Here is a 20,115-nt window from a genome sequence, read left to right on the forward strand (position 1 = left end):
ACCGCCGTCTTGCGCGCGGCGAGCACGTCCTCGTAGTGCGTGATCAGCCGGTCGCCGATCGCGGCCCAGGTGCGGCCCTCCACGGTGGCGCGTCCGGCGGCGCCGTACCCGGCCCGCAGCGCCGGGTCGACGGCCAGGGACCGCACGGCGTCCCGGAAGGCGTCCGCGTCGCGCGGCGGGACCAGCAGCCCGGTGTGCCCGTGGGCGACGAGGTCGAGCGGGCCGCCGGCGGCGGGCGCGACGACCGGCACGCCGCTGGCCATGGCCTCCTGGACGGTCTGGCAGAACGTCTCGAAGGGGCCGGTGTGCACGAAGACGTCCAGCGAGGCGAAGATCCGGGCGAGTTCTTCGCCGGTGCGCCGGCCCAGGAAGGCCGCGCCCGGCAGGGCCTCGGTGAGGTGGGCGTGGCTGGGTCCGTCGCCCACGACCACGACCCGCACGCCCTCCAGGCCGCAGGCACCGGCGAGCAGTTCGACCTGCTTCTCGGGGGCGAGCCGGCCGACGTAGCCGACGATCACCTCGCCGTTGGGGGCGAGTTCCCGGCGCAGCGCCTCGTCGCGGTGGTCGGGGCGGAAGCGGTCGGTGTCCACGCCGCGCGGCCACAGCCGCACCCGGGGGACACCGTGGGTCTCCAGGTCGTTCAGGGCGGCGCTTGACGGGGCGAGGGTGAGGTCGGCGGCGGAGTGGACGGAGCGGATGCGCCGCCAGGCCGCCGCCTCGCCCGCGCCCATGTAGGTGCGGGCGTAGCCGGCGAGGTCGGTCTGGTAGACGGCCACGGTGGGGATGCCGAGCCGGGCCGCGGCCGCCATGCCGCGGACGCCGAGGACGAAGGGGCTGGCCAGGTGCACGACGTCGGGGCGGTGTTCGACGAGCGCCGCGGCGAGGCGTCGGCTGGGGAGGGCGACGCGGACCTGGGGGTAGCCCGGGAGCGGTAGGGAGGGGACATGGACGACGGGGCACGGCGCGAAGGCGTCGGGCCTGTTTCCGGGAGCGGGAGCCGGAGCGACGACGAGGGGGGCGTGACCGCGATCGACGAGGTGCCGGGCGGTCTGGAGCGCGCAGTGGGCCACGCCGTTCACATCGGGGGGAAAGGATTCGGTCACGATGACGACACGCATACCCGTGTTCTCGCCGCACTGGACGTGGCCGCGTCAACGTGGATCTTTCCGAACGAGGAACGTCCCATGAGCGTTGCACTGCACACCCGAGCGGGTCAGCCCCCGTCCATCGGCTCCTGACCCATGAGTCACCCCGTGTTCACGCGAACCGCCCGTCGGGTGCGATGCGGCTGCGTACGGCGGTCTGGACCTCGGCTTCCTCGGCCGGATCGGCGGCGAGCCGGCGCAGCCGCTCGACGACCCGGGCGTCACCGGTCTCGGCATGCCGGGCGGCGACCTCGCGCGTGGTCTCCTCGCAGTCCCAGAGGCATTCGACGGCGAATCCGGTGGCGAACGAGGGGTCGGTGGCGGCCAGGGCGCGGGCGGCCCGGCCGCGCAGGTGGGAGGAGGCCGTCTCGCGGTAGACATGGCGCAAAACGGGTGCGGCGCAGGCGATGCCGAGACGTCCGGCGCCGTCGACGAGGGTCCACAGGGTGGGCGCGTCGGGCCCCTCACCGCGTACGGCCTCCCGCAGTGCCGCGAGGACGAGTTCGCTGTCGCGGGCCGCGCCGCGGCAGGCGAGCATGCGCCCGGCGGCGGCGCCGAGGGCGTCGGGCCTGCGGGCCCAGCCGCGCGCCCGGTCGACGGCGGCGACGCTGCGCATCCGTTCGAAGGCGTCGACGGCGGCCTCAGCGACGGGCGTCGGGCCGCCGGTCACCGCGGCCTCGATCAGGCCGAGGGCTTCGGGGTCGTTGCTGTCGGCGAGGTACCGCAGGGCGGTGCACCGGGCTCCCTCGGTGCCGTCCTGGGCGGCGCGGACGATCTCCGGCCGGTCCTCGGGGCCCGCCACGGCGGTGAGACAGCGGGCGGCGGGTACGTGCAGGGCGGTGCCGCGGTCCACGCCCTGCTGGGCCCATTCGAGGACGGCGTGCACGCTCCAGCCCGGGCGCGGTCCGGTCGATCGCAGCTGACGCTGCCACCGGTCGAAGCAGCCCGCCTCCTGGGCGGCACGCACGCGCGTGGCGACGGACTCGCGCGGATCGTCGGCCCACAGCCGCCACGGCCGCGGTTCGAAGGCGTCACGGACGGCGGCGGCCAGCTCGGCCTCGCCCTCGGCGTCCGTGCCGAAGCGCGCCAGGACGGGGACGGCGAGTGCGCGCAGGGCCGCGTCGTCGTCGCGCAGGGCGAGTTCGTCCAGGGCCCAGGCCCAGTTGGCGCCGTGGGCGGCGTACCGGCGCAGCAGCCGCAGCGCGTCGCGCCTGCCGTACGAGGCGAGGTGCCCGAGCACGGCCAGCGCGAGGCCCGTGCGGGACTCGTCGGGCTCAAGGGCGTCCTCCGGGTCGAAGAGGTGCGCCTCGATCGCGTCCAGCCCGCCGTTCAGGTCGAGGTAGAGGCGGGCGTAGTAGAGGGAGCGGTTCTCTACCTGCCAGTCGTGCCGGGGGTCGTGCAGCACGCAGTGTTCCAGTGCCGCAAGCGCCTCGGCGCGGGGGGCGGTGAGCGCGTGCAGGGTGCCGTCGCCGCGGCCCCGCTGGAGCAGGCCGAGCAACGTGCCACTGGGCGCTATGACCGGATCGAACATGGGAAACAGCCTCACATCAAGCGTCGACGCAACCGGGGAACACGCATTACCTGGCCGCGTGACACAACGTCGGGGCGCCCGCCGTCTCTTGCTTGCCGTAGACCATTTTCCTCTGCCTCTCGTCGGTGGCCCATGCGGACCGCTTCACGGTCCGCGCGGTGCGGCAACACCTGCCCAGCCATCGCGTCCGTGAATCACGACGTCATGATGACTCGCGGGTTTCTCCTGCCGCGACCGTATTTCCGGCGGCCTTTTACCGCCTCCCCCGTTTTCCGTGTCGTGCCTGGTCAGAATGGTCTGATCACTGTGCGCCGAACAATTCCAGCAGTTCCGTCCTGCCGAACATCCGGGCGGTGTCGACGGCCGAGGGAGTGCCCGCGGCGGGATCGGCACCGCCGTCCAGAAGGGCTCTGATCACGTCCGGTTCGTCCTTGAAGACGGCGCCCGCGAGCGGGGTCTGGCCCCGGTCGTTGGCCCGGTCCGCGTCGGCGCCCCGGGTGAGCAGGGCGCGCACCGCCTCGGCGTGGCCGTGGTAGGCGGCGAGCATCACGAGCGTGTCGCCGCGGTCGTTGGTGAGGTTGGCAGGAACGCCCGCGTCCAGGTACGCCACCAGCGCCTCGGTCTGCCCCTGCCGGGCCAGATCGAAGATCTTGGTCGCCAGCTCCACGACGTCGGGGTCGGGGGCTTCACTCATGGGCCGGACCGCCTCTCCTGCACTTCGGGCCTTTCGGGAACTGACAGAGCCTACGGCAGCGGGGGGACCCGGGCCGTACGGGTAAATCGCCAGCGTACTGGCTGACGGGGCACGGGGCCGGATGCGCCCGAGGTGAAGATCATCGCGGGACCCGCCGGCCACGGGAGCCGCCTCCGCCGGCCGGGTGAGCCCTGCCCGACCGGGCCAGGACGGCTCCGCCACCTGAGGGAAATCCCCGTTATTTCACCCATTTGCACCTTTTGTCGTATAGATGCATGCTGTGATGCTGGAAGTACTCACGGTGACTGTCCCCCCTCGACACCAGGAGACCTCAAATGATTCTCTCCATGTCAGGCGTCGTCCTGCTCGGCATCATCGTCTTCCTTTTCTTCCGCAAGGACGGCCTCAAGGCGTCGCACGCCGTGGTCTCGTCCCTGTTCGGCTTCTACCTCGCCAGCACGGCCATCGCCCCGAGCATCAAGGCGGGCGGCGAGAGCCTGGCGAGCCTCCTCGGCGGTATCAAGTTCTGACGCCGACCGTCCCGCCCGCACGCACCGTCAGGAGAAAGCAGTGGCCCGGCGCCCCCTCCCCCGCATTCTGGTCAACGGCAGCGCGCAGATCGCCAGGAGCCGGGAGCTGGCCCGGACGGCGGCCGACAGCGCCACCGACGTCCTCCACCCGCTGATCACCGTCTCCCGCGGGCTGGGCCGGCTGGCCGCGGCCGGGCGGCGCAAGTGGGCGGACACACCCAAGGACAAACGCGGGCCGCTGCTGTTCCTGGCGGCCTCGGTGGTCCTGGTCGTGGCGCTCGCCCCGTACGGACCGCTGCTGGCCGCCATCGCGCTGATGGCGGCGGCGGCCTGGCACGGCCGGGACCGCGCCCCGGCCCGGCCCGAGGGTCCCGACGAGTCCCAGGCGCAGCGCCTGCGGTCGCTGTACGAGTCCCTGGTGCCCTACTTCTCGGTCCCCGAGGACCCGGCGCCGCTCTTCGACCACGGCGGGGACTGGGAGAAGGTCTTCCCCCAGCACGACTTCGACGACACGGGGCGCGTGGCCCACCTGGTGATCCGCTACCCGGCCTACTTCCCCGACGGCGAGGCAGACGCCCGCGCCCGGATCGAGCAGTTGCTCGCCGCCAAGGCCGGGCGTGGCCGCGAGTACCACTTCGCGTGGGACGAGGAGGCCAACCAGCTCACGGTCGGCGTCCTCGCGCCGCTGCCCACCGACATCGCCGCCCAGCGCTTCGTCACCGCGCCGGGCGAGACGGTGCTCGGCTTCACCGACGCGTCCGAGGTGCACCGCACGCTCCCGCTCGGCTACGGCGGCGAGCAGCGCGATGTGCCGCCCGTGGTGTGGCGCACCGGCATCCGCTCGACCGAGCCGCACCTGCTGGTGATGGGCCGGCCCGGCAGCGGGACCTCGACGCTGCTGCGGTCCGTCGCCCTCCAGGCGCTCCAGTACGGCGATGTGCTGATCGTCGAGGGCGGCGGCACCGGCGAGTACGCCTGCCTCACCGGCCGGGACGGTGTCCTCGGCGTGGAGTGCGGGCTCACCGGGGCGCTGGCCAGCCTGGAGTGGGCCGCGCACGAGACGGAGCGGCGGCTCATCGCCGCCAACCGGGCCCGGCAGGCCGGGCATCCGCCGCCGGACGACACCAGGCGGCCGCTGTGGATTCTGCTGGACCGGCCCGGCGCCCTCACCCACCTGGCCGCGGCGGAGGGGCGCAGGGACCCGCAGTCCCTGCTCCAGGTGCCGCTGCGGCACGGGCGCGCGGCCCAGGTGACGGTGGTCGTCGCGGAGGGTTTCGACAACGCGGACGTCCTCGGCGAGGCGGTACGCCAGCACACACGCGCGCGTGTCGTGCTCGGGCCCGTGACGCCGGAGCAGTCGGCGTGGGTCCTCGGCGTGCCGCCGCACACGACGGCGCCGTCCCAGGTGCCGCCGGGCCGGGGCTACGCCCGGCTGGGCGACGGCCCCGTGCACCGATTGCAGGTCCCCGCGACGCCGGACCCGTACGACGACGCCACGAGCGAGACCGACCGGCAGGCGGTGCTGGCCCTGCTCCCCGCGCGCACCACCCCCGCGACCGCGGAACCGACCGAACCACAGCCACCGACGACGCTGGAACCGCCCCCTGCGGAACCAGTCCCAGTGGAGCCGGCCCGGAGGACAAGGGCGTCAGCGGAGCCGGCCCCGAGAGAAACGGTCTCAGTGGAGCCGGCCCTGAGGGCAACGGGCCCAGGGGATACGGCCCAGAGGGAAATGAGCCCAGGGGAAGCAACCCAGAGGGAAACGGCCCAAGTGGAAACGGCCCCGGTGAAGACCGTCCCCGTGGAGGCGGTCCCGGTCCCGGTCCCGGTACGGACGTTCGCGGTGGAAGTGGTCCCGGTGAAGACGTTCTCGCCAGAAGCGGTCCCCTTGAGGACGGTCCCCGTGGAAGCGGTCTCCGTGAAGCGGGTCCCGACGGACAAAGTGCCGGTGGACAGGGCCGAGACGGAGAAGGCCCAGACGGAGAACGTCCCGGCGGAGAAGGTCCAGGTGGAGACGGTGCCCGCGAAGACGTCCCTGGCGAAGGCCGTCGCGGCGGACGCCGTCGCCGCGAAGAGCGCCACCTGAGCAACCGAACCGCCTCGCCCCGCCGCCACCGGCCCGGACGGATCAACCCCGCCCACGCCGACCGCATCCGCCCGGCACCGGCCGCGTCCCCGGCATCCTCCCAGCCACCGCCACCACCCGCGGCCAACGCCCGCCGCCACCGGCCCGGGCGGATCAACCCCGCCCACGCCGACCACATCCGCCCGGCACCGGGCGCGTCCCCGGCGTCCTCGCAGTCATCGCCGCCGTCTGTGCCCCCGCCATCGCCAGGCCAGCCGCCGGGCCACGCGGGTGCGGACGCCCGTTGCCGCCGGTGGCGCGGCCGGGGGCCGGGCCCCGGTGGGGGCGGTCAGGTGGTGTTAGGCGACGAACGTGCGCGGTGCCTCCGTTCCCGTGGTCGCGCCCGTGGCGACCAGGTGGGCCGCCGCCGCCAGCCGGGCCGCCGCCTCGTCCGCCACCGCCCCGCCGACCGTGAACGGCAGCCGTACATAGCCCTCGAAGGCGCCGTCGACGCCGAAGCGGGGCCCCGAGGGGACCCGGACCCCGACCCGCTCCCCCACCTCCGCGAGCCGCGAACCCGACAGGCCGCCCGCGCGCACCCACAGCGTGAGCCCGCCGCGGGGCACCGCGAACTCCCAGCCCGGCAGCTCCCGCCGTACCGCCGCCACCAGGGCGTCCCGGTTCTCCCGGGCCTGGACCCGGCGCAGTTCCACCGCCTGCTCCCAACCCCCCGTGCTGAACAGCCAGTTCACGGCCAGCTGCTCCAGCACGGGGGTGCCGAGGTCGGCGTACGCGCGCGCCGCGACCAGGCCGCGGATCACGTCGGGGGCGGCGCGCACCCAGCCGATGCGCATCCCCGCCCAGAATGCCTTGCTGGCCGAGCCGACCGTGATCACCGTCGAGCCGGCCGGGTCGAAGCCGCAGACCGGACGCGGCATCGTGGCACGGTCCAGGTCCTCCTCCAGCCACAGCTCGCTCATCGTCTCGTCGGCGACGAGCACGGTGCCCGCCGAGCGGGCCGCGTCCACCAGCCGGCGCCGCTGGTCGTCGTCGGCGAGCGCGCCGGTGGGGTTGTGGAAGTCGGCGACGACGTAGGCGAGCCGGGGCGCCGCCTCGCGCAGCACCTGACGCCAGCGGTCCAGGTCCCAGCCGGCAAGCCCCTCGGCCATCGCGACGGGCACCAGCCGGGCACCCGCTTCCCGCATCAGCTGGAGGATGTTGGCGTACGACGGCGACTCCACCGCGATGCGCTCGCCCCGCCCCCCGAAGAGATGGCAGATGGCGTCGATCGCGCCCATCGCACCGGTCGTCACCATGATCTGCTCGGGCATGGTCGCGATCCCGCGCGCGGTGTAGCGCTCGGCGATCATCGCACGCAGGGCCGGGAGCCCGGCCGGGTAGTCGCCGTGGGTGTGGGCGTACGGGGGCAGCTCCTCCAGGGCGCCCTGGACGGCGCGGGTGAGCCATGGCTCCGGCGCGGGCAGGGCCGCGCAGCCGAGGTCGATCATCGAGCCCAGCGCCTCGGGCGGGAGCGGTTCGAGCCCGCGCGCGGGCAGCGGGTTCCCGGCCGGTACGGCGGTCCAACTGCCCGCTCCTCGGCGGGACTCCAGGAAACCCTCGGTGCGCAGCGCCTCGTAGGCGGCGGCGACCGTGGTGCGGCTCACGGACAGCGCCAGCGCGAGTTCGCGTTCGGCGGGCAGCCGCGCGGCCACCGGCACCCTCCCCTCCAGGACCAGCAGCCGGATGCCGTCGGCGAGCGCCCGGTAGGCGGGCGGACGGCGGGTACCGGGCCCGGCCGGGCGGTCCTGCTGGGAGGTGAGCAGCCGGGCGAGTTGCGCGGCACCCACCGCCGAGGTCCACTGCGCCATGGTGATCGGTCCACCTTCCTTGAATTGGCCCTGGATGATGTTTCCATCCCAGCCACAGAGTGTCATGAGTCAGGCCACCGACACCACCAGGGGGTGCCTCTTGTCCACTCAGGACCGTCTCGGGCGACGGTTGATCCAGCTGTACGCCGGGCTCGCGCTGTACGGCGCGAGTTCGGCGCTCCTCGTCGAGGCGGGACTGGGCCTGGAGCCCTGGGGTGTGCTGCACCAGGGCCTCGCCCGGCTCACCGGGCTGACCATCGGCGTGGTGTCGATCGTCGTGGGCGCCGCGGTGCTGCTGCTGTGGATCCCGCTGCGCCAGCGGCCGGGCCTCGGCACGGTCTCCAACGTCTTCGTCGTCGGCCTCGCCATGGACGGCACGCTCGCCCTCGTCCCCGACGCGCATGCGCTCGCCGCGCGGATCCCGCTGCTGGTCACAGGTGTCGTGCTCAACGGCGTGGCGACCGGCCTCTACATAGCGGCGCGTTTCGGTCCGGGCCCGAGAGACGGCCTGATGACGGGGCTGCACCGGCGCACCGGCCGCTCGATCCGGCTGATGCGCACGGCGATCGAGGTCGCCGTGGTCGTCACCGGCTTCGCGCTCGGCGGCACCATCGGGGCGGGCACCGTGCTGTACGCGGTGTCCATCGGACCGCTGGCGCAGCTCTTCCTGCGGGTGTTCGCCGTCCCGTCGGCATCCCGCGGCAGCACGGCCGTTGCCACCGGGTCACCCGAGCGGGTGATACTGCGTCCGTGAGCACGCCGACCCGCCACCCGTATCTCGACCATCCCGGCCCGATCCCGTTCGCCCACCGGGGCGGCGCGGCCGACGGCCTGGAGAACACCGTGGCGCAGTTCCGGCGTGCGGTCGGCCTCGGCTACCGGTACATCGAGACCGACGTGCATCTCACGGCGGACGGCAGGCTCGTCGCCTTCCACGACGACACCCTCGACCGGGTCACCGACGGAGCGGGCCGGATCGCCGACCTCCCGTGGTCGCAGGTTCGGCAGGCGCGGGTGGCGGGCAAGGAGCCGGTGCCGCTCTTCGAGGAGTTGCTGGAGACGTTCCCCGAGGTGCGCTGGAACGTCGACCTCAAGACGGAGTCGACGCTGCGGCCGTTCCTCGACCTGGTCGAGCGCACGGGCTGCTGGGAGCGGGTCTGCGCCGGGTCCTTCTCCGAGGCGCGGGTGCTGCGCGCCCAGCGGCTCGCCGGGCCGCGGCTCGCCACGTCGTTCGGCACCCGGGGCGTGCTCGGCCTTCGGTTGCGCTCCTGGGGGCTGCCCGCCGCCGTGCGCCGGTCCGCGGTCGCCGCCCAGGTCCCGGAGTCCCAGTCGGGCGTCCCCGTGGTCGACCATCGCTTCGTACGCGCCGCCCACGCGCGCGGGCTGCAGGTGCACGTGTGGACGATCAACGAACCGGATCGGATGCACCGCCTCCTCGACCTCGGTGTCGATGGCATCATGACCGATCACATCGACACGCTGCGCAACGTCATGCAGGACCGGGGCGTCTGGGCCTGAACCCCGGCCCCGGCGGATGGCGCACGGCACTTCGGGCGGCACCTTCAGCGGAAAGGCGAGGGCACGGGTGGGCACTGAGACCGTGCGGGCGGGGGCGGACGACGTCGCCGGCAGGCGGCGCGAGCAGCGCGGCTGGTACTTCTACGACTGGGCGTGCTCCGTCTATTCGACGAGCGTGCTCACCGTGTTCCTCGGCCCGTACCTGACGTCGGTCGCGAAGTCGGCGGCGGACGCCGACGGCTTCGTGCACCCGCTCGGGATACCCGTGCGGGCAGGGTCCTTCTTCGCCTACTCGGTGTCGCTGTCCGTGGTCCTCGCGGTCGTGGTCATGCCCCTGGTGGGGGGCCTCGCCGACCGGACCGGCCGCAAGAAGCACCTGCTGGGGGCGGCCGCGTACACGGGGGCCGGGGCGACGACGGGCCTGTTCTTCCTGGACGGGGACCGCTATCTGCTCGGCGGGGTGCTGCTGGTCGTCGCGAACGCCGCGCAGTCCGTGGCGATGATGCTCTACAACTCCTATCTGCCGCAGATCGCCCCGCCCGAGGAGCGCGACGCGGTCTCCTCGCGCGGCTGGGCCTTCGGTTACGCGGCCGGTGCCCTGGTGCTGGTCGTCAATCTGGTCCTGTACTCGGGGCACGACTCCTTCGGTCTCTCCGAGACGTCCGCGGTGCGGATCTGCCTGGCCTCGGCCGGCCTGTGGTGGGGTGCCTTCGCGCTGGTGCCGCTGCGCCGGCTGCGGGACCGGCGGTCCACGGCCGCCCCCGTCGCGGCTCCAGGGCTGCGGCAGCTGGCGGCGACCGTCCGCGACATGCGCCGGCACCCGCTGACGCTGGCCTTCCTACTGGCGTACCTCGTCTACAACGACGGCATCCAGACGGTGATCTCGCAGGCGTCGGTCTACGGCTCCGAGGAACTGGGGCTCGGCCAGTCCACGCTGATCGTGGCGGTGCTCCTGGTGCAGGTGCTGGCCGTTGCGGGGGCGCTGGCGATGGGGCGGCTGGCCAGGGTCTACGGCGCGCAGCGCACGATCCTCGGGTCGCTCGTCGCCTGGACGCTGACGCTGGCCGCCGGGTACTTCCTGCCCGCCGGGGTGCCGGTGGGGTTCTTCGTGCTGGCCGCCGGGATCGGGCTGGTGCTCGGCGGCAGCCAGGCGCTGTCCCGGTCGCTGTTCTCGCACCTGGTCCCGCCGGGCAAGGAGGCGGAGTACTTCGCGGCCTACGAGATGAGCGACCGCGGCATGAGCTGGCTCGGTCCGCTGCTGTTCGGTCTCACCTACCAGCTGACGGGCAGCTACCGCTCGGCGATCATCTCGCTGGTGGCCTTCTTCGTCATCGGGTTCGCGCTGCTCGCACGGGTGCCGGTGCGGCGGGCGATCAGCGCGGCGGGCAACCCCGTCCCCGAGAGGATTTAGCGCGGATTTAGCGCCCGGAGCGAAAGGGCGGTAGTGTACGCGTTTGGCCTGCCAGGCGTACCGTTACTGCGCGTCAAAGCTGCTGAAACGCTGGGTGACATCTGCTAGCAGATGTGACAAACCGGGCGCCGGTGGGTACAACAAGGGGCGGCTACGACGGCGACGCATGACCCGGAACGGGACTCGGAACGGGAATCTTTACCGCCGACCGGACGTTGACCGGATGACGACGACAGCGACACCTGTCCTGTGGGCGACAAGCCCGGGAGGCACGATTCATGAGTGAGCGAGCTCTTCGCGGTACGCGCCTCGTGGTGACCAGCTACGAGACGGACCGCGGCATCGACCTGGCTCCGCGCCAGGCCGTGGAGTACGCATGCGAGAAGGGGCACCGCTTCGAGATGCCCTTCTCGGTCGAGGCGGAGATCCCGCCGGAGTGGGAGTGCAAGGTCTGCGGTGCCCAGGCACTCCTGGTGGACGGCGACGGCCCGGAGGAGAAGAAGGCCAAGCCGGCGCGCACGCACTGGGACATGCTGATGGAGCGGCGCACCCGTGAGGAGCTGGAAGAGGTCCTTGAGGAGCGTCTGGCAGTGCTGCGCTCCGGGGCGATGAACATCGCGGTTCATCCCCGGGACAGCCGCAAGTCCGCCTAGCGGGCGGCCGGGACACCACACCACAACACAACGCACGTGCATCACCGCGGGCGCCGTACGTGATCGAGACGTACGGCGCCCGCGGCTTTGCGTGACCCCGGGTGCGGCACGGGCCGCACGGCCCTCAGCGAGTCAGGGGCGGGCGCGGCTCGCGCGCCGCGTCACCCGGCCCGTCCGCGTCCTCCCTGATGACCTCACCCTGGACCACCTTGCCGTCGGGACGGTGAATGCGGGCCTGCTGGAAGGCATCGCCGAGGGAGCCGGGGGCCGCCCGGGAGAGCCTGCGCTCGACGGTGCGCTCCGCATACCGGCTCACGGCCTTCTGCACCGGCGGGATGAGCAGCAGCAGGCCCGCCGCGTCCGAGATCAGGCCCGGGATGATCAGGAGCAGCCCGCCGAGCATCATCAGGCCGTTGCCGCCGCCGCGCTCCGGGGGGACACCGCGCTGCAGCGCCTCGTTCAGGCTCCGGAAGGCGCGACGGCCCGCCCGCTTGATGACCACCGAGCCGGCCACGACGCCGGCCACCAGAAGCAGGAACACCGTGAGGCCGCCCGCCGCGCCGGCGACCTGGGTCAGCAGCCAGATCTCCAGCACGAGCCAGGCGGCGATGCCCAGCGGCAGGTACCGGCGCGGCCGGGAGGGCCGGGGCCGGGAGGGGTGCGGAGGGGTCGGAGCGCCAGTCGTCATGCTCCCAGTGTGCCTGGGTCCGGCTCAGTGCGGGATAAGGAGGACGATCAACGCTCCTGGGGCGGCTTCCCCTTGCCCGCGATCTTGCCGACCCGCTCGCCCACGCCCCACGCGGTGACCCGCCACAGCGCCTCCACGAGGATGTCGCGGCTCATCTTGGAGTCGCCCAGTTCCCGTTCGACGAAGGTGATGGGCACCTCCACGACGTGGAAGCCCGCCTTGACGGCGCGACGGGCGAGGTCGACCTGGAAGCAGTAGCCCTGGGAGGCGACCTCGCCGAGCCCCAGGCCCTCCAGGGTCTCGCGGCGGAAGGCGCGGTAGCCGCCGGTGATGTCGCGCAGGGGCAGGTCGAGGGCGAGACGCGAGTAGAGGCTGCCGCCGCGGGAGATGAACTCCCGGCTCCTGGGCCAGTTCACCACCCTCCCGCCGGGCACCCAGCGGGAGCCGAGCACCAGGTCGGCGCCCTTGAGCGCGGTCAGCAGGCGGGGCAGTTCCTCGGGCTGGTGGGAGCCGTCGGCGTCCATCTCCACGAGCACGCCGTAGCCGTGTTCCAGGCCCCATCTGAAGCCCGCGAGGTAGGCGGCGCCCAGACCCTCCTTGCCCTTGCGGTGCAGCACCTGGACGTGGTCGTCCTGCGCGGCCAGTTCGTCGGCGAGCTTGCCCGTGCCGTCGGGGCTGTTGTCGTCCGCCACCAGCACGTGCGCCTCGGGGACGGCCGTGCGTACCCGGCCGACGATCGCCTTGATGTTCTCCGCCTCGTTATAGGTCGGGATGATCACCAAGGCCGTGCCGAGCGGGCCGAACTGCCTCGCCCCGGACCGTGCGGCTGGGGTCCCGTCGCCGTCGTTCACTGCTGCCCCTTCATGTCGTGCGCAGGCGTCCACCATAGTGGCCGCCGCCTGCGGTGACGTGACGCCTCGTTCGTATGGCGGTGTCGATTCCGCAAGAGCGGGGTAAGACGGCGCGCCCGGCGCCGCCGCCCCGCTGCGGATGGGGGCCCGGCGCCCTTCGGGCCGACCTGGGACCCGCTGGCTGCGGGTCGACCGAGAGCCGTTGTCTACTGAGCGTCCGGGCCCCACCCGGGTCGCACCTCCCCGACCGGCCGGAACGTTCCCTCGTCGGCGCGGGCGCTGAGCCTGGTTCCCAGCGACGGTGCCCCGTGCGGCACACCGTCCCTGACCCAGCGGCGCTGCGACGTGTGCGCGGAACCTCCCCGGTCGGGCGTCCGGTGGTGGACTCGGCCGAACCTACCGGCCCTCGGCCGCAGCCTGTCAACAGCCGTCTGACCTGCACCGATACCGGCCTGTTCGCGTGCGGTACGGAGGATGCGCAGGTCGCGCGACGCGAGGGCGGGCGGCGGCGCAGGCACCGCCGCCCCCGGAGATCACTCGCCCGGGCGTACGAACACCGTCCGGCCGCCCACCACGGTGCGCAGACAGACCGGAAGGTCATGGCCGGGGGTCAGGTCGGGCAGCCCGGGGGTGCCCGAGCGGGGGTCGGTCGACCAGCGCGCGACGCGGTCGTCGGGGGCCTGGACGACGAGCGCGTCGGTGCGCCACACCGCGTAGTCGGCGGGCGCCCCGGGCACCAGGACGCCCGCGTCGTCCCGGCCGACGGCCCGCCAGCCGCCGCGCGTGTGCGCGGTGAACGCGGCGCGCACGGAGATCCGGTGCTCGGGCGTGCGGTGGAAGGCCGCCGCGCGGACCGTGCCCCAGGGGTCGAGGGGCGTGACGGGGCTGTCGGAGCCGAGGGCGAGCGGGACGCCCGCACGCAGCAGGGCCGCGAACGGGTTGAGCGCACGGGCCCGCCGCGGGCCGAGCCGCCGCGCGTACATGCCGTCCTCGCCGCCCCACAGGGCGTCGAAGGCGGGCTGGACGGAGGCGGTCAGGCCCAGTTCGGCGAAGCCGGCGATGGTCTCGGGGGTGAGCAGTTCGGCGTGTTCCACCCGGTGCCGGGCGGCGCGGATGCGGGGGAGGCCGACCTTGTCGGCGGCGGCCCGCACGCCCTCGACCACGGCCGTCACGGCGGCGTCCCCGATGGCGTGGAAGCCCGCCTGGAGGCCCGCCTCGGTGCAGGCGATCACATGCGCGGTGACCGCTGCGGCGTCGAGGTAGGCGGTGCCGGTGTGGCCGGCGTCGGCGTAGGGCTGGTGCAGACAGGCGGTGTGGGAGCCGAGGGCGCCGTCCACGAACAGGTCGCCTGCGGCGCCGAGCGCGCCGAGTTCCCTGGCCTTCGCGACGCCTTCGTCGCCCTGTTCGGCCCAGTAGCCGACGACGCGCGGGCCGGGCTCGCGCGCGGCGAGCCGCAGCAGGCCGGTGAAGTCGTCCTCGGAGGAGATCCGCGGGCCGCCGCACTCGTGGAGGGTGCCGATGCCGAGGGAGGCGGCCCGCGCGAGGGCGGCCCGCTGCGCCTCGGCACGCTGGGCGGGGGTCACGGCCGCGAACGCGGCGGCCCGCACGGCGTGGTGGTCGTCACCGGTCAGCGGCGCGTCCTCGCGGGTGACCGGGTCCGGCAGGAGGTCCAGCAGGGCGGTGGTCACGACGGCCGAGTGGACGTCGATGCGGGACAGGTACAGCGGGCGCCCGCCGGTGGCCGCGTCCAGTTCCGCGCGGGTCGGCGGCCGGCCGCCGGGCCAGCGGGCGGCGTCCCAGCCGTGCCCGAGCAGCACCCGGTCGCCGGGGCGGGCGGCGGCGAAGTCCCGTACGAGGTCGAGCGCGGCCTCGCGGGTGCCGGCGGCGGACAGGTCGAGGCCGGTGAGGGCGAGGCCGGTGGCGGTGGTGTGCACATGGGCGTCGGTGAAGGCCGGGGTGACCAGGGCGCCGTCCAGGTCGACCACCTCGTCCACGCCGTCCGCGAAGGCGTCGGCGGCGCCCTCGGAACCGACCCAGGCGACCTGGCCGCGCTCCACCACCATGGCGGTCGCGAAGGGGTCGGCGGGGCTGTGCACTTCTCCGCGGCGCAGGAGAACGGTCTTCGGGTCGGCGGGGCGCTCGTTCATGCCCCACAGTCTCTCGCGCACGACCGGCTCGACGGCACCCGGGGCGGCGCCGGAAAGCTGCGGCGACCTTGGCGCGCGCCGGCCTCGGGGAGCAGTCCGGATCAGCCCCTCCGCGACCGCGCCTCGCAAGGCGGCACCGGCGGGGACTGCGGCAGCCTTGGCGTGCGCCGAGTCCCGGGAGCGGGGCGGCTCAGACCCCCCGCCGCCGCGCCTCGCAAGGCGGCACCGGCGGGGACTGCGGCAGCCTTGGCGTGCGCCGAGTCCCGGGAGCGGGGCGGCTCAGATCTTCCGCGACCGGGCCTCGCAAGGCGGCACCGGCGGGGAGTGCGGCGGCCTTGGCGTGCGGCGAGTCCGGGGAGCGGTGTGGTTCAGATCCTCGGCGGCCGGGCCTCGCAAGGCGGCACCGGCGGGGAGTGCGGCGGCCTTGGCGTGCGGCGAGTCCGGGGAGCGGTGTGGTTCAGATCCTCGGCGGCCGGGCCTCGTAGGGCGTCGACAGCACCACCGTCGTACGGGTGGACACGCCCGCCAGCGTGCGCAGCCGGGCCAGCAGTTCCTCCAGTTCGTGCGGTGTGGCCACACGCACCTTGAGGATGTAGTTCTCGTCGCCGGCGACGCTGTGGCACGCCTCGATCTCGGGGACGCCGGCGAGGCGGTCCGCGATGTCGTCGGGCGCGCTCGGGTCGAAGGGTTTCACGGAGATGAAGGCGGTCATGGGCAACCCGACGGCCTCGGGGTCGACGACCGCCGCGTAGCCGCGGATGACACCGCGCTGTTCCAGCCGGCGCACCCGCTGGTGCACGGCCGACGTGGACAGGCCCGTGGCCTTGCCCAGGTCGGTGTAGCTCATCCGCCCGTCCTTGACGAGCAGCTGCACGATCTGACGGTCCAGCTCCTCCATGGCGCCAAAACCTACAGTGCGCTTGATCTGCTCGGATACCCGGGCAACCCAGGTCATAGCCGGTTTGTGATGTGCGCGGGGGCCGACGGAGGGACAAATGCGCCGCATCGGGCACCTGCGCACGGCATGTGACGAACGCCACACCCACCGGACGGGCTCCGTGATGTTCTCGTGATTACCGCCGAGAGCGGACGGGAAGTGCTTGCTGTGGTCGAGGCCGCAGCGCCTTCACGGCCCAGCCCGAGGGGGAGAATCCCATGCAGAGTCTTAAGCGCCCTGGTCGTACCGCGTCCAAGCGGCAGCAGCCGGCGGTCGAGCCGCAGCCGGAGGGCGTCGAATCCGACGCCTACGACAGCGACGAACTCGACGCCTACGACACCTTCGAGATGTACCGGGTGATCTGCCCGGACTGCGCGCAGCCCATCGCCCTGCTGGCCGACGAGGACGTGCTGCCGGAGCACGCGCTGTGCGCCTCGCCGTGGAACCCGTTCGGTCTCACGGTGTGCGCGGGCACCGGCCGTTCGGCCGCCGAGGCCCGCTCCGCGGACGAGTCGTTCGCTCCCCAGGAGCAGGACACCGCCCTGCTGCTCACGCTGCCGCAGGGTCTGAACTGGCGCACGCAGCCCTTCTCGCACGTCGGCGGCCCGGGCTCGCGCCCGATGCGCGTGCCGACGATGCGCGGCCAGGCCGCCTGAGCCGCCGCGCCCCGTCCGGACCACTTCCGCACCATGGCGCTCAGGCTGTGGTGCAGGAACGATGCGCCCGGCCCGCCGGCACGGCGGCTTCGGTGAAGCGCGGCTGCCGGCGGCGATGCGCGGGGCGCGGGGTGCGCGCCACCTCTCCCGGTCACGGACGACGGGGACGAAGCCGCCCTGACCGACGTGTCCGATGCGCACGCCCTTGTGGGTGAGCACGGTTTCGGCGGTCTTCCGCGGCACCGGCCCGGCCGACCGGTCGAACCGGCCCTCCTTCACCGGTGAGCGGGCCTGTCGGCCGAACCACCCGGCGCCGTAGGCACCTTGCGCGGCGGCCTCGCGGTGTCTCCGGGCACCTCGGTGCGGCCGGTCTTCGGGTGAGGGCGGACGGGGTGAACGCACGGTCGAATGCGGCGGGCGGTGACCCGGGTGGCCGCGGCGGCGTTGCCCAGGCATGTCCCGCACGCAATCGACAACCGGCCGGCCGCGCCGGCTCTTCGTCCACCGGACCGCGGAACCGGTTCTCCCGCCCCCGCCCCAGGACCCGCCCATCTACCGCGATCTGCTGCGCGCCTGGGCCGACCGGGGCCGCACCCTGCCGGGCCGCGACGACCCGGAGTGGGTGCGGCTTGCGGCCCTGCCGGGTGGCCCGGGCCGGATCAGTGAGTCTCGGGCCCCGCGAGGTGGCGGGCGATGACCATCCGCTGGATCTGGTTGGTGCCCTCGACGATCTGCAGGACCTTGGCCTCGCGCATGTAGCGCTCCACCGGGAAGTCGGCGGTGTAGCCGTACCCGCCGAGGACCTGGACGGCGTCGGTGGTCACCCGCATCGCGGTGTCGGTGCAGTGCAGCTTGGCCATGGCCGCCTGCTTGGCGAACGGGCGGCCCGCGTCGCGCAGCCGGGCGGCGGTCAGGTACAGCGCCCGGCCCGCCTCGATCTGGGTGGCCATGTCGGCGAGCAGGAAGCGCAGGCCCTGGAAGTCGGAGATCGGCCGCCCGAACTGCCTGCGGCCGGTGGCGTAGCCGACGGCCTCGTCGAGCGCCGCCTGGGCCAGGCCGATCGCGCAGGCCGCGATGCCGAGTCGCCCCGAGTCGAGCGCGGACAGCGCGATGCCGAAGCCCTGGCCCTCCTCGCCGATGCGCCGTTCGTCGGGCACCCGCACGCCGTCGAAGTGGACCTGCGCGGTGGGCGAGCCCTTCAGGCCCATCTTCTTCTCGGGTGCCGCCGCGCTCAGGCCCTCGGCGTCGCCGGGCACCAGGAAGGCGGTGATCCCGCGTGGGCCGTCCTCGCCGGTGCGGGCCATCACGGTGTAGAAGTCGGCGATGCCACCGTGTGTGATCCAGGCTTTCGTGCCGGTGATCACCCAGTCGCCGTCCGCGCCGCGCACCGCCTTGGTGCGCAGCGAGGCGGCGTCCGAGCCGGAGGACGGCTCGGACAGGCAGTAGGCGCCGAGCAGCCCGCCGCCGAGCATCACGGGCAGGTGCTCGGCCCGCTGCTCCTTGGTGCCGTGGGCGGCGAGCGCGAAGGAGGCCAGGGTGTGCACGCTGACCCCGAGTCCGACGGTGAGCCGGGCCGCGGCCAGTTCCTCCAGGACCTGGAGGTAGACCTCGTACGGCTGGTCACCGCCGCCGTGCTCCGAGTCGTAGGGCAGGCCGAGCAGGCCGGACTCGGAGAGCAGGGTGAAGACCTCACGCGGGAAGCGGCCGGCGTCCTCTTCCTCGGCCGCCCGCGGGGCGATCTCGCGGTGGGCTATCTCGCGGACGAGCGAGATCAGGTCCCTGGCCTCGTCCGTGGGCAGCTGACGCTCCACCGGCTGAGGGGCGCGGTCGGACATGTCGGCGGTCTCCTCCCTGTGTCGGGCGCATCGGCGGACGTGCGCCTTGGGTGGGGCGGCGCCGCCTGGTCTTCCGCGGTTCCGGCCGAGGTGCGCGCTCCCGGGTCGCGGAAGCGGCTGACCAGCGGCTGTGCGCTGTGAGTATGCCCGATCGGGACCCTTCCGTCACCGGTTAACGACCGCTTACTTCAAGAAACTTCCGGGCGGCTCCCGCCCCACGAAATTGGTCCGAACCATTGACCCGACTGGTCTAGTCCTCCTAATCTCTCGCAGCACCGATTGATCGCGTTCATGCCAATCGGCACGCGTTCCCCTCTCCCCCACGAGGAGACACACCGATGCACATGTCCCACCGTTCCCGCCGTCCCCTGCGGGCGCTGCTGTCCGCCGCGTGTTGCGCCGTCCTCGGCGCCGGGCTGCTGGCCGGAGCGAGCACCGCCACGGCCGCCTCCCCCACCGCGCCCAGGGCGGCCGCGGCCGGCTCCAAGGTCGTCGGCTACTTCACCGAATGGGGCACCTACGACCGCAAGTACTACGTCAAGAACATCGAGACCTCCGGCTCGGCCGCCAAGCTGACCCACATCAACTACGCCTTCGGCAACGTCACCGGCGGCAAGTGCGCGATGGGCGACTCCTACGCCGCGACCGACCGCGCCTACACCGCCGCCGAGTCCGTGGACGGCGTCGCGGACACCTGGGACCAGCCGCTGCGCGGCAACTTCAACCAGCTGCTCAAGCTGAAGAAGAAGCACCCGGGCCTGAAGATCCTGTGGTCCTTCGGCGGCTGGACCTGGTCCGGCGGCTTCGGCGAGGCCGCGAAGAACCCCGCCGCGTTCGCCCAGTCCTGCTACGACCTGGTGAAGAACTCCAAGTGGGCGGGCGTCTTCGACGGCATCGACATCGACTGGGAGTACCCGAACGCCTGCGGCAACACCTGTGACAGCAGCGGCCGGGACGCCTTCCGGAACCTGATGGCGGCGCTGGGTACGAAGTTCGGCTCCGGCAGCCTGGTGACCGCGGCGATCACCGCCGACGCGACGAGCGGCGGCAAGATCGACGCGGCCGACTACGCGGGCGCCGCGCAGTACGTCGACTGGTACAACCCGATGACGTACGACTTCTTCGGCGCCTGGGACGCGGCCGGTCCGACGGCCCCGCACTCGCCGCTGACCTCCTACGCCGGCATCCCGAAGGCCGACTTCCACACCTCGGCGACCATCACCAAGCTGACCGGCCTCGGCATTCCGGCCGCCAAGCTGCTGCTCGGCATCGGCTTCTACGGCCGCGGCTGGACCGGCGTCACCCAGGCCGCCCCGGGCGGCACGGCCACCGGCCCGGCGGCGGGGACCTACGAGCAGGGCATCGACGACTACAAGGTACTCAAGACAAAGTGCCCGGCGACCGGCACGGTGGGCGGCACCGCCTACGCCAAGTGCGGCAACGACTGGTGGAGCTACGACACCCCGTCGACCATCGGCTCGAAGATGACGTACAAGAACCAGCAGGGGCTCGGCGGCACCTTCTTCTGGGAGCTGAGCGGGGACACCTCGAACGGCGAACTGATCAAGGCCATCAACTGAGTCCGG

Annotated in this window: 16 protein-coding genes and 1 pseudogene; 8 read left to right on the top strand and 9 right to left on the bottom strand. The window is 73.3% G+C overall.

Annotated features, from left to right (window positions below; genetic code table 11):
• From AC27LF_RS12430 to AC27LF_RS12440, 3 genes are all read right to left on the bottom strand, one after another.
• The coding region (locus AC27LF_RS12430) for a glycosyltransferase family 4 protein (RefSeq protein ID WP_479656379.1) at positions 1-1,118 on the bottom strand (1,118 nt) is incomplete at its 3' end.
• Between the two features lie 139 nt (positions 1,119-1,257).
• The gene (locus AC27LF_RS12435; protein WP_479656380.1) at positions 1,258-2,676 is read right to left on the bottom strand and encodes a HEAT repeat domain-containing protein; all 1,419 of its coding nucleotides are present in this window, start codon (positions 2,674-2,676) and stop codon (positions 1,258-1,260) included.
• A 301-nt stretch (positions 2,677-2,977) separates the two neighbouring features.
• Positions 2,978-3,370 (bottom strand): ankyrin repeat domain-containing protein, encoded by a 393-nt coding sequence (locus AC27LF_RS12440; RefSeq protein WP_479656381.1) that lies wholly within the window; start codon positions 3,368-3,370, stop codon positions 2,978-2,980.
• 335 nt (positions 3,371-3,705) lie between these two features.
• On the opposite strand from AC27LF_RS12440, the gene AC27LF_RS12445 reads away from it, so the two are divergent.
• Complete coding sequence (locus AC27LF_RS12445; RefSeq protein WP_121888451.1) at positions 3,706-3,900, top strand: hypothetical protein; 195 nt, start codon at positions 3,706-3,708, stop codon at positions 3,898-3,900.
• Between the two features lie 40 nt (positions 3,901-3,940).
• Positions 3,941-5,465 (top strand): annotated as a pseudogene (locus AC27LF_RS12450) (hypothetical protein); the annotation flags it as partial.
• Positions 5,466-6,324: 859 nt separating this feature from the next.
• Here the strand turns inward: AC27LF_RS12450 and AC27LF_RS12455 are convergent.
• A complete protein-coding gene (locus tag AC27LF_RS12455; RefSeq protein ID WP_479656382.1) occupies positions 6,325-7,833 on the bottom strand; it encodes an SCO1417 family PLP biosynthesis transcription factor in 1,509 nt (502 codons plus the stop codon).
• A 64-nt stretch (positions 7,834-7,897) separates the two neighbouring features.
• Here AC27LF_RS12455 and yczE point away from each other — a divergent pair, with 64 nt between their 5' ends.
• The 4 genes from yczE to AC27LF_RS12475 all read left to right on the top strand — a co-directional run bounded on the left by yczE (position 7,898) and on the right by AC27LF_RS12475 (position 11,415).
• Positions 7,898-8,587 (top strand): membrane protein YczE, encoded by a 690-nt coding sequence (gene yczE / locus AC27LF_RS12460; protein ID WP_479656383.1) that lies wholly within the window; start codon positions 7,898-7,900, stop codon positions 8,585-8,587.
• The gene (locus AC27LF_RS12465) at positions 8,584-9,351 is read left to right on the top strand and encodes a glycerophosphodiester phosphodiesterase family protein (RefSeq protein ID WP_479656384.1); all 768 of its coding nucleotides are present in this window, start codon (positions 8,584-8,586) and stop codon (positions 9,349-9,351) included. The genes yczE and AC27LF_RS12465 overlap by 4 nt, the downstream gene beginning before the upstream one ends.
• Before the next feature lie 67 nt (positions 9,352-9,418).
• Positions 9,419-10,762: an MFS transporter gene (locus AC27LF_RS12470; RefSeq protein ID WP_479656385.1), complete on the top strand. Its 1,344-nt coding sequence runs from the start codon at positions 9,419-9,421 to the stop codon at positions 10,760-10,762.
• A gap of 278 nt (positions 10,763-11,040) precedes the next feature.
• The gene (locus tag AC27LF_RS12475; protein ID WP_003977404.1) at positions 11,041-11,415 is read left to right on the top strand and encodes an RNA polymerase-binding protein RbpA; all 375 of its coding nucleotides are present in this window, start codon (positions 11,041-11,043) and stop codon (positions 11,413-11,415) included.
• A gap of 124 nt (positions 11,416-11,539) precedes the next feature.
• Here AC27LF_RS12475 and fxsA read toward each other — a convergent pair whose 3' ends face one another.
• From fxsA to AC27LF_RS12495, 4 genes are all read right to left on the bottom strand, one after another.
• Complete coding sequence (gene fxsA / locus AC27LF_RS12480; RefSeq protein ID WP_479656386.1) at positions 11,540-12,103, bottom strand: FxsA family membrane protein; 564 nt, start codon at positions 12,101-12,103, stop codon at positions 11,540-11,542.
• Between the two features lie 47 nt (positions 12,104-12,150).
• Positions 12,151-12,954, bottom strand: coding sequence for a polyprenol monophosphomannose synthase (locus AC27LF_RS12485; RefSeq protein WP_479656387.1), 804 nt, complete (start codon positions 12,952-12,954; stop codon positions 12,151-12,153).
• A 533-nt stretch (positions 12,955-13,487) separates the two neighbouring features.
• Positions 13,488-15,101 carry an amidohydrolase gene (locus tag AC27LF_RS12490; protein WP_479656388.1) on the bottom strand — a complete coding sequence of 538 codons (1,614 nt, stop codon included), beginning with the start codon at positions 15,099-15,101 and terminating at the stop codon, positions 13,488-13,490.
• A 457-nt stretch (positions 15,102-15,558) separates the two neighbouring features.
• A complete protein-coding gene (locus AC27LF_RS12495) occupies positions 15,559-15,999 on the bottom strand; it encodes an Lrp/AsnC family transcriptional regulator (protein WP_121888443.1) in 441 nt (146 codons plus the stop codon).
• Positions 16,000-16,256: 257 nt separating this feature from the next.
• Here AC27LF_RS12495 and AC27LF_RS12500 point away from each other — a divergent pair, with 257 nt between their 5' ends.
• Positions 16,257-16,694: a hypothetical protein gene (locus tag AC27LF_RS12500; protein ID WP_479656389.1), complete on the top strand. Its 438-nt coding sequence runs from the start codon at positions 16,257-16,259 to the stop codon at positions 16,692-16,694.
• A gap of 659 nt (positions 16,695-17,353) precedes the next feature.
• Here AC27LF_RS12500 and AC27LF_RS12505 read toward each other — a convergent pair.
• A complete protein-coding gene (locus AC27LF_RS12505; RefSeq protein ID WP_479656390.1) occupies positions 17,354-18,529 on the bottom strand; it encodes an acyl-CoA dehydrogenase family protein in 1,176 nt (391 codons plus the stop codon).
• A gap of 338 nt (positions 18,530-18,867) precedes the next feature.
• Between AC27LF_RS12505 and AC27LF_RS12510 the strand changes: the two genes are divergently transcribed.
• On the top strand, positions 18,868-20,109 hold the full coding sequence (locus AC27LF_RS12510) for a glycoside hydrolase family 18 protein (RefSeq protein ID WP_479656391.1): 1,242 nt from the start codon (positions 18,868-18,870) through the stop codon (positions 20,107-20,109).
• Positions 20,110-20,115: the final 6 nt, after the last annotated feature.

Source organism: Streptomyces diversicolor, from assembly GCF_057537855.1.

Excerpts from the sequence above, each read along its gene's own strand:
- AC27LF_RS12435 (WP_479656380.1), bottom strand. The coding sequence starts at position 2,676 with ATGTTCGATCCGGTCATAGCGCCCAGTGGCACGTTGCTCGGCCTGCTC.
- AC27LF_RS12445 (WP_121888451.1), top strand. The coding sequence starts at position 3,706 with ATGATTCTCTCCATGTCAGGCGTCGTCCTGCTCGGCATCATCGTCTTC.
- AC27LF_RS12500 (WP_479656389.1), top strand. The coding sequence starts at position 16,257 with ATGCAGAGTCTTAAGCGCCCTGGTCGTACCGCGTCCAAGCGGCAGCAG.
- AC27LF_RS12490 (WP_479656388.1), bottom strand. The coding sequence starts at position 15,101 with ATGAACGAGCGCCCCGCCGACCCGAAGACCGTTCTCCTGCGCCGCGGA.
- fxsA (WP_479656386.1), bottom strand. The coding sequence starts at position 12,103 with ATGACGACTGGCGCTCCGACCCCTCCGCACCCCTCCCGGCCCCGGCCC.
- AC27LF_RS12495 (WP_121888443.1), bottom strand. The coding sequence starts at position 15,999 with ATGGAGGAGCTGGACCGTCAGATCGTGCAGCTGCTCGTCAAGGACGGG.
- AC27LF_RS12440 (WP_479656381.1), bottom strand. The coding sequence starts at position 3,370 with ATGAGTGAAGCCCCCGACCCCGACGTCGTGGAGCTGGCGACCAAGATC.
- AC27LF_RS12510 (WP_479656391.1), top strand. The coding sequence starts at position 18,868 with ATGCACATGTCCCACCGTTCCCGCCGTCCCCTGCGGGCGCTGCTGTCC.
- AC27LF_RS12505 (WP_479656390.1), bottom strand. The coding sequence starts at position 18,529 with ATGTCCGACCGCGCCCCTCAGCCGGTGGAGCGTCAGCTGCCCACGGAC.
- yczE (WP_479656383.1), top strand. The coding sequence starts at position 7,898 with ATGAGTCAGGCCACCGACACCACCAGGGGGTGCCTCTTGTCCACTCAG.
- AC27LF_RS12455 (WP_479656382.1), bottom strand. The coding sequence starts at position 7,833 with ATGGCGCAGTGGACCTCGGCGGTGGGTGCCGCGCAACTCGCCCGGCTG.
- AC27LF_RS12475 (WP_003977404.1), top strand. The coding sequence starts at position 11,041 with ATGAGTGAGCGAGCTCTTCGCGGTACGCGCCTCGTGGTGACCAGCTAC.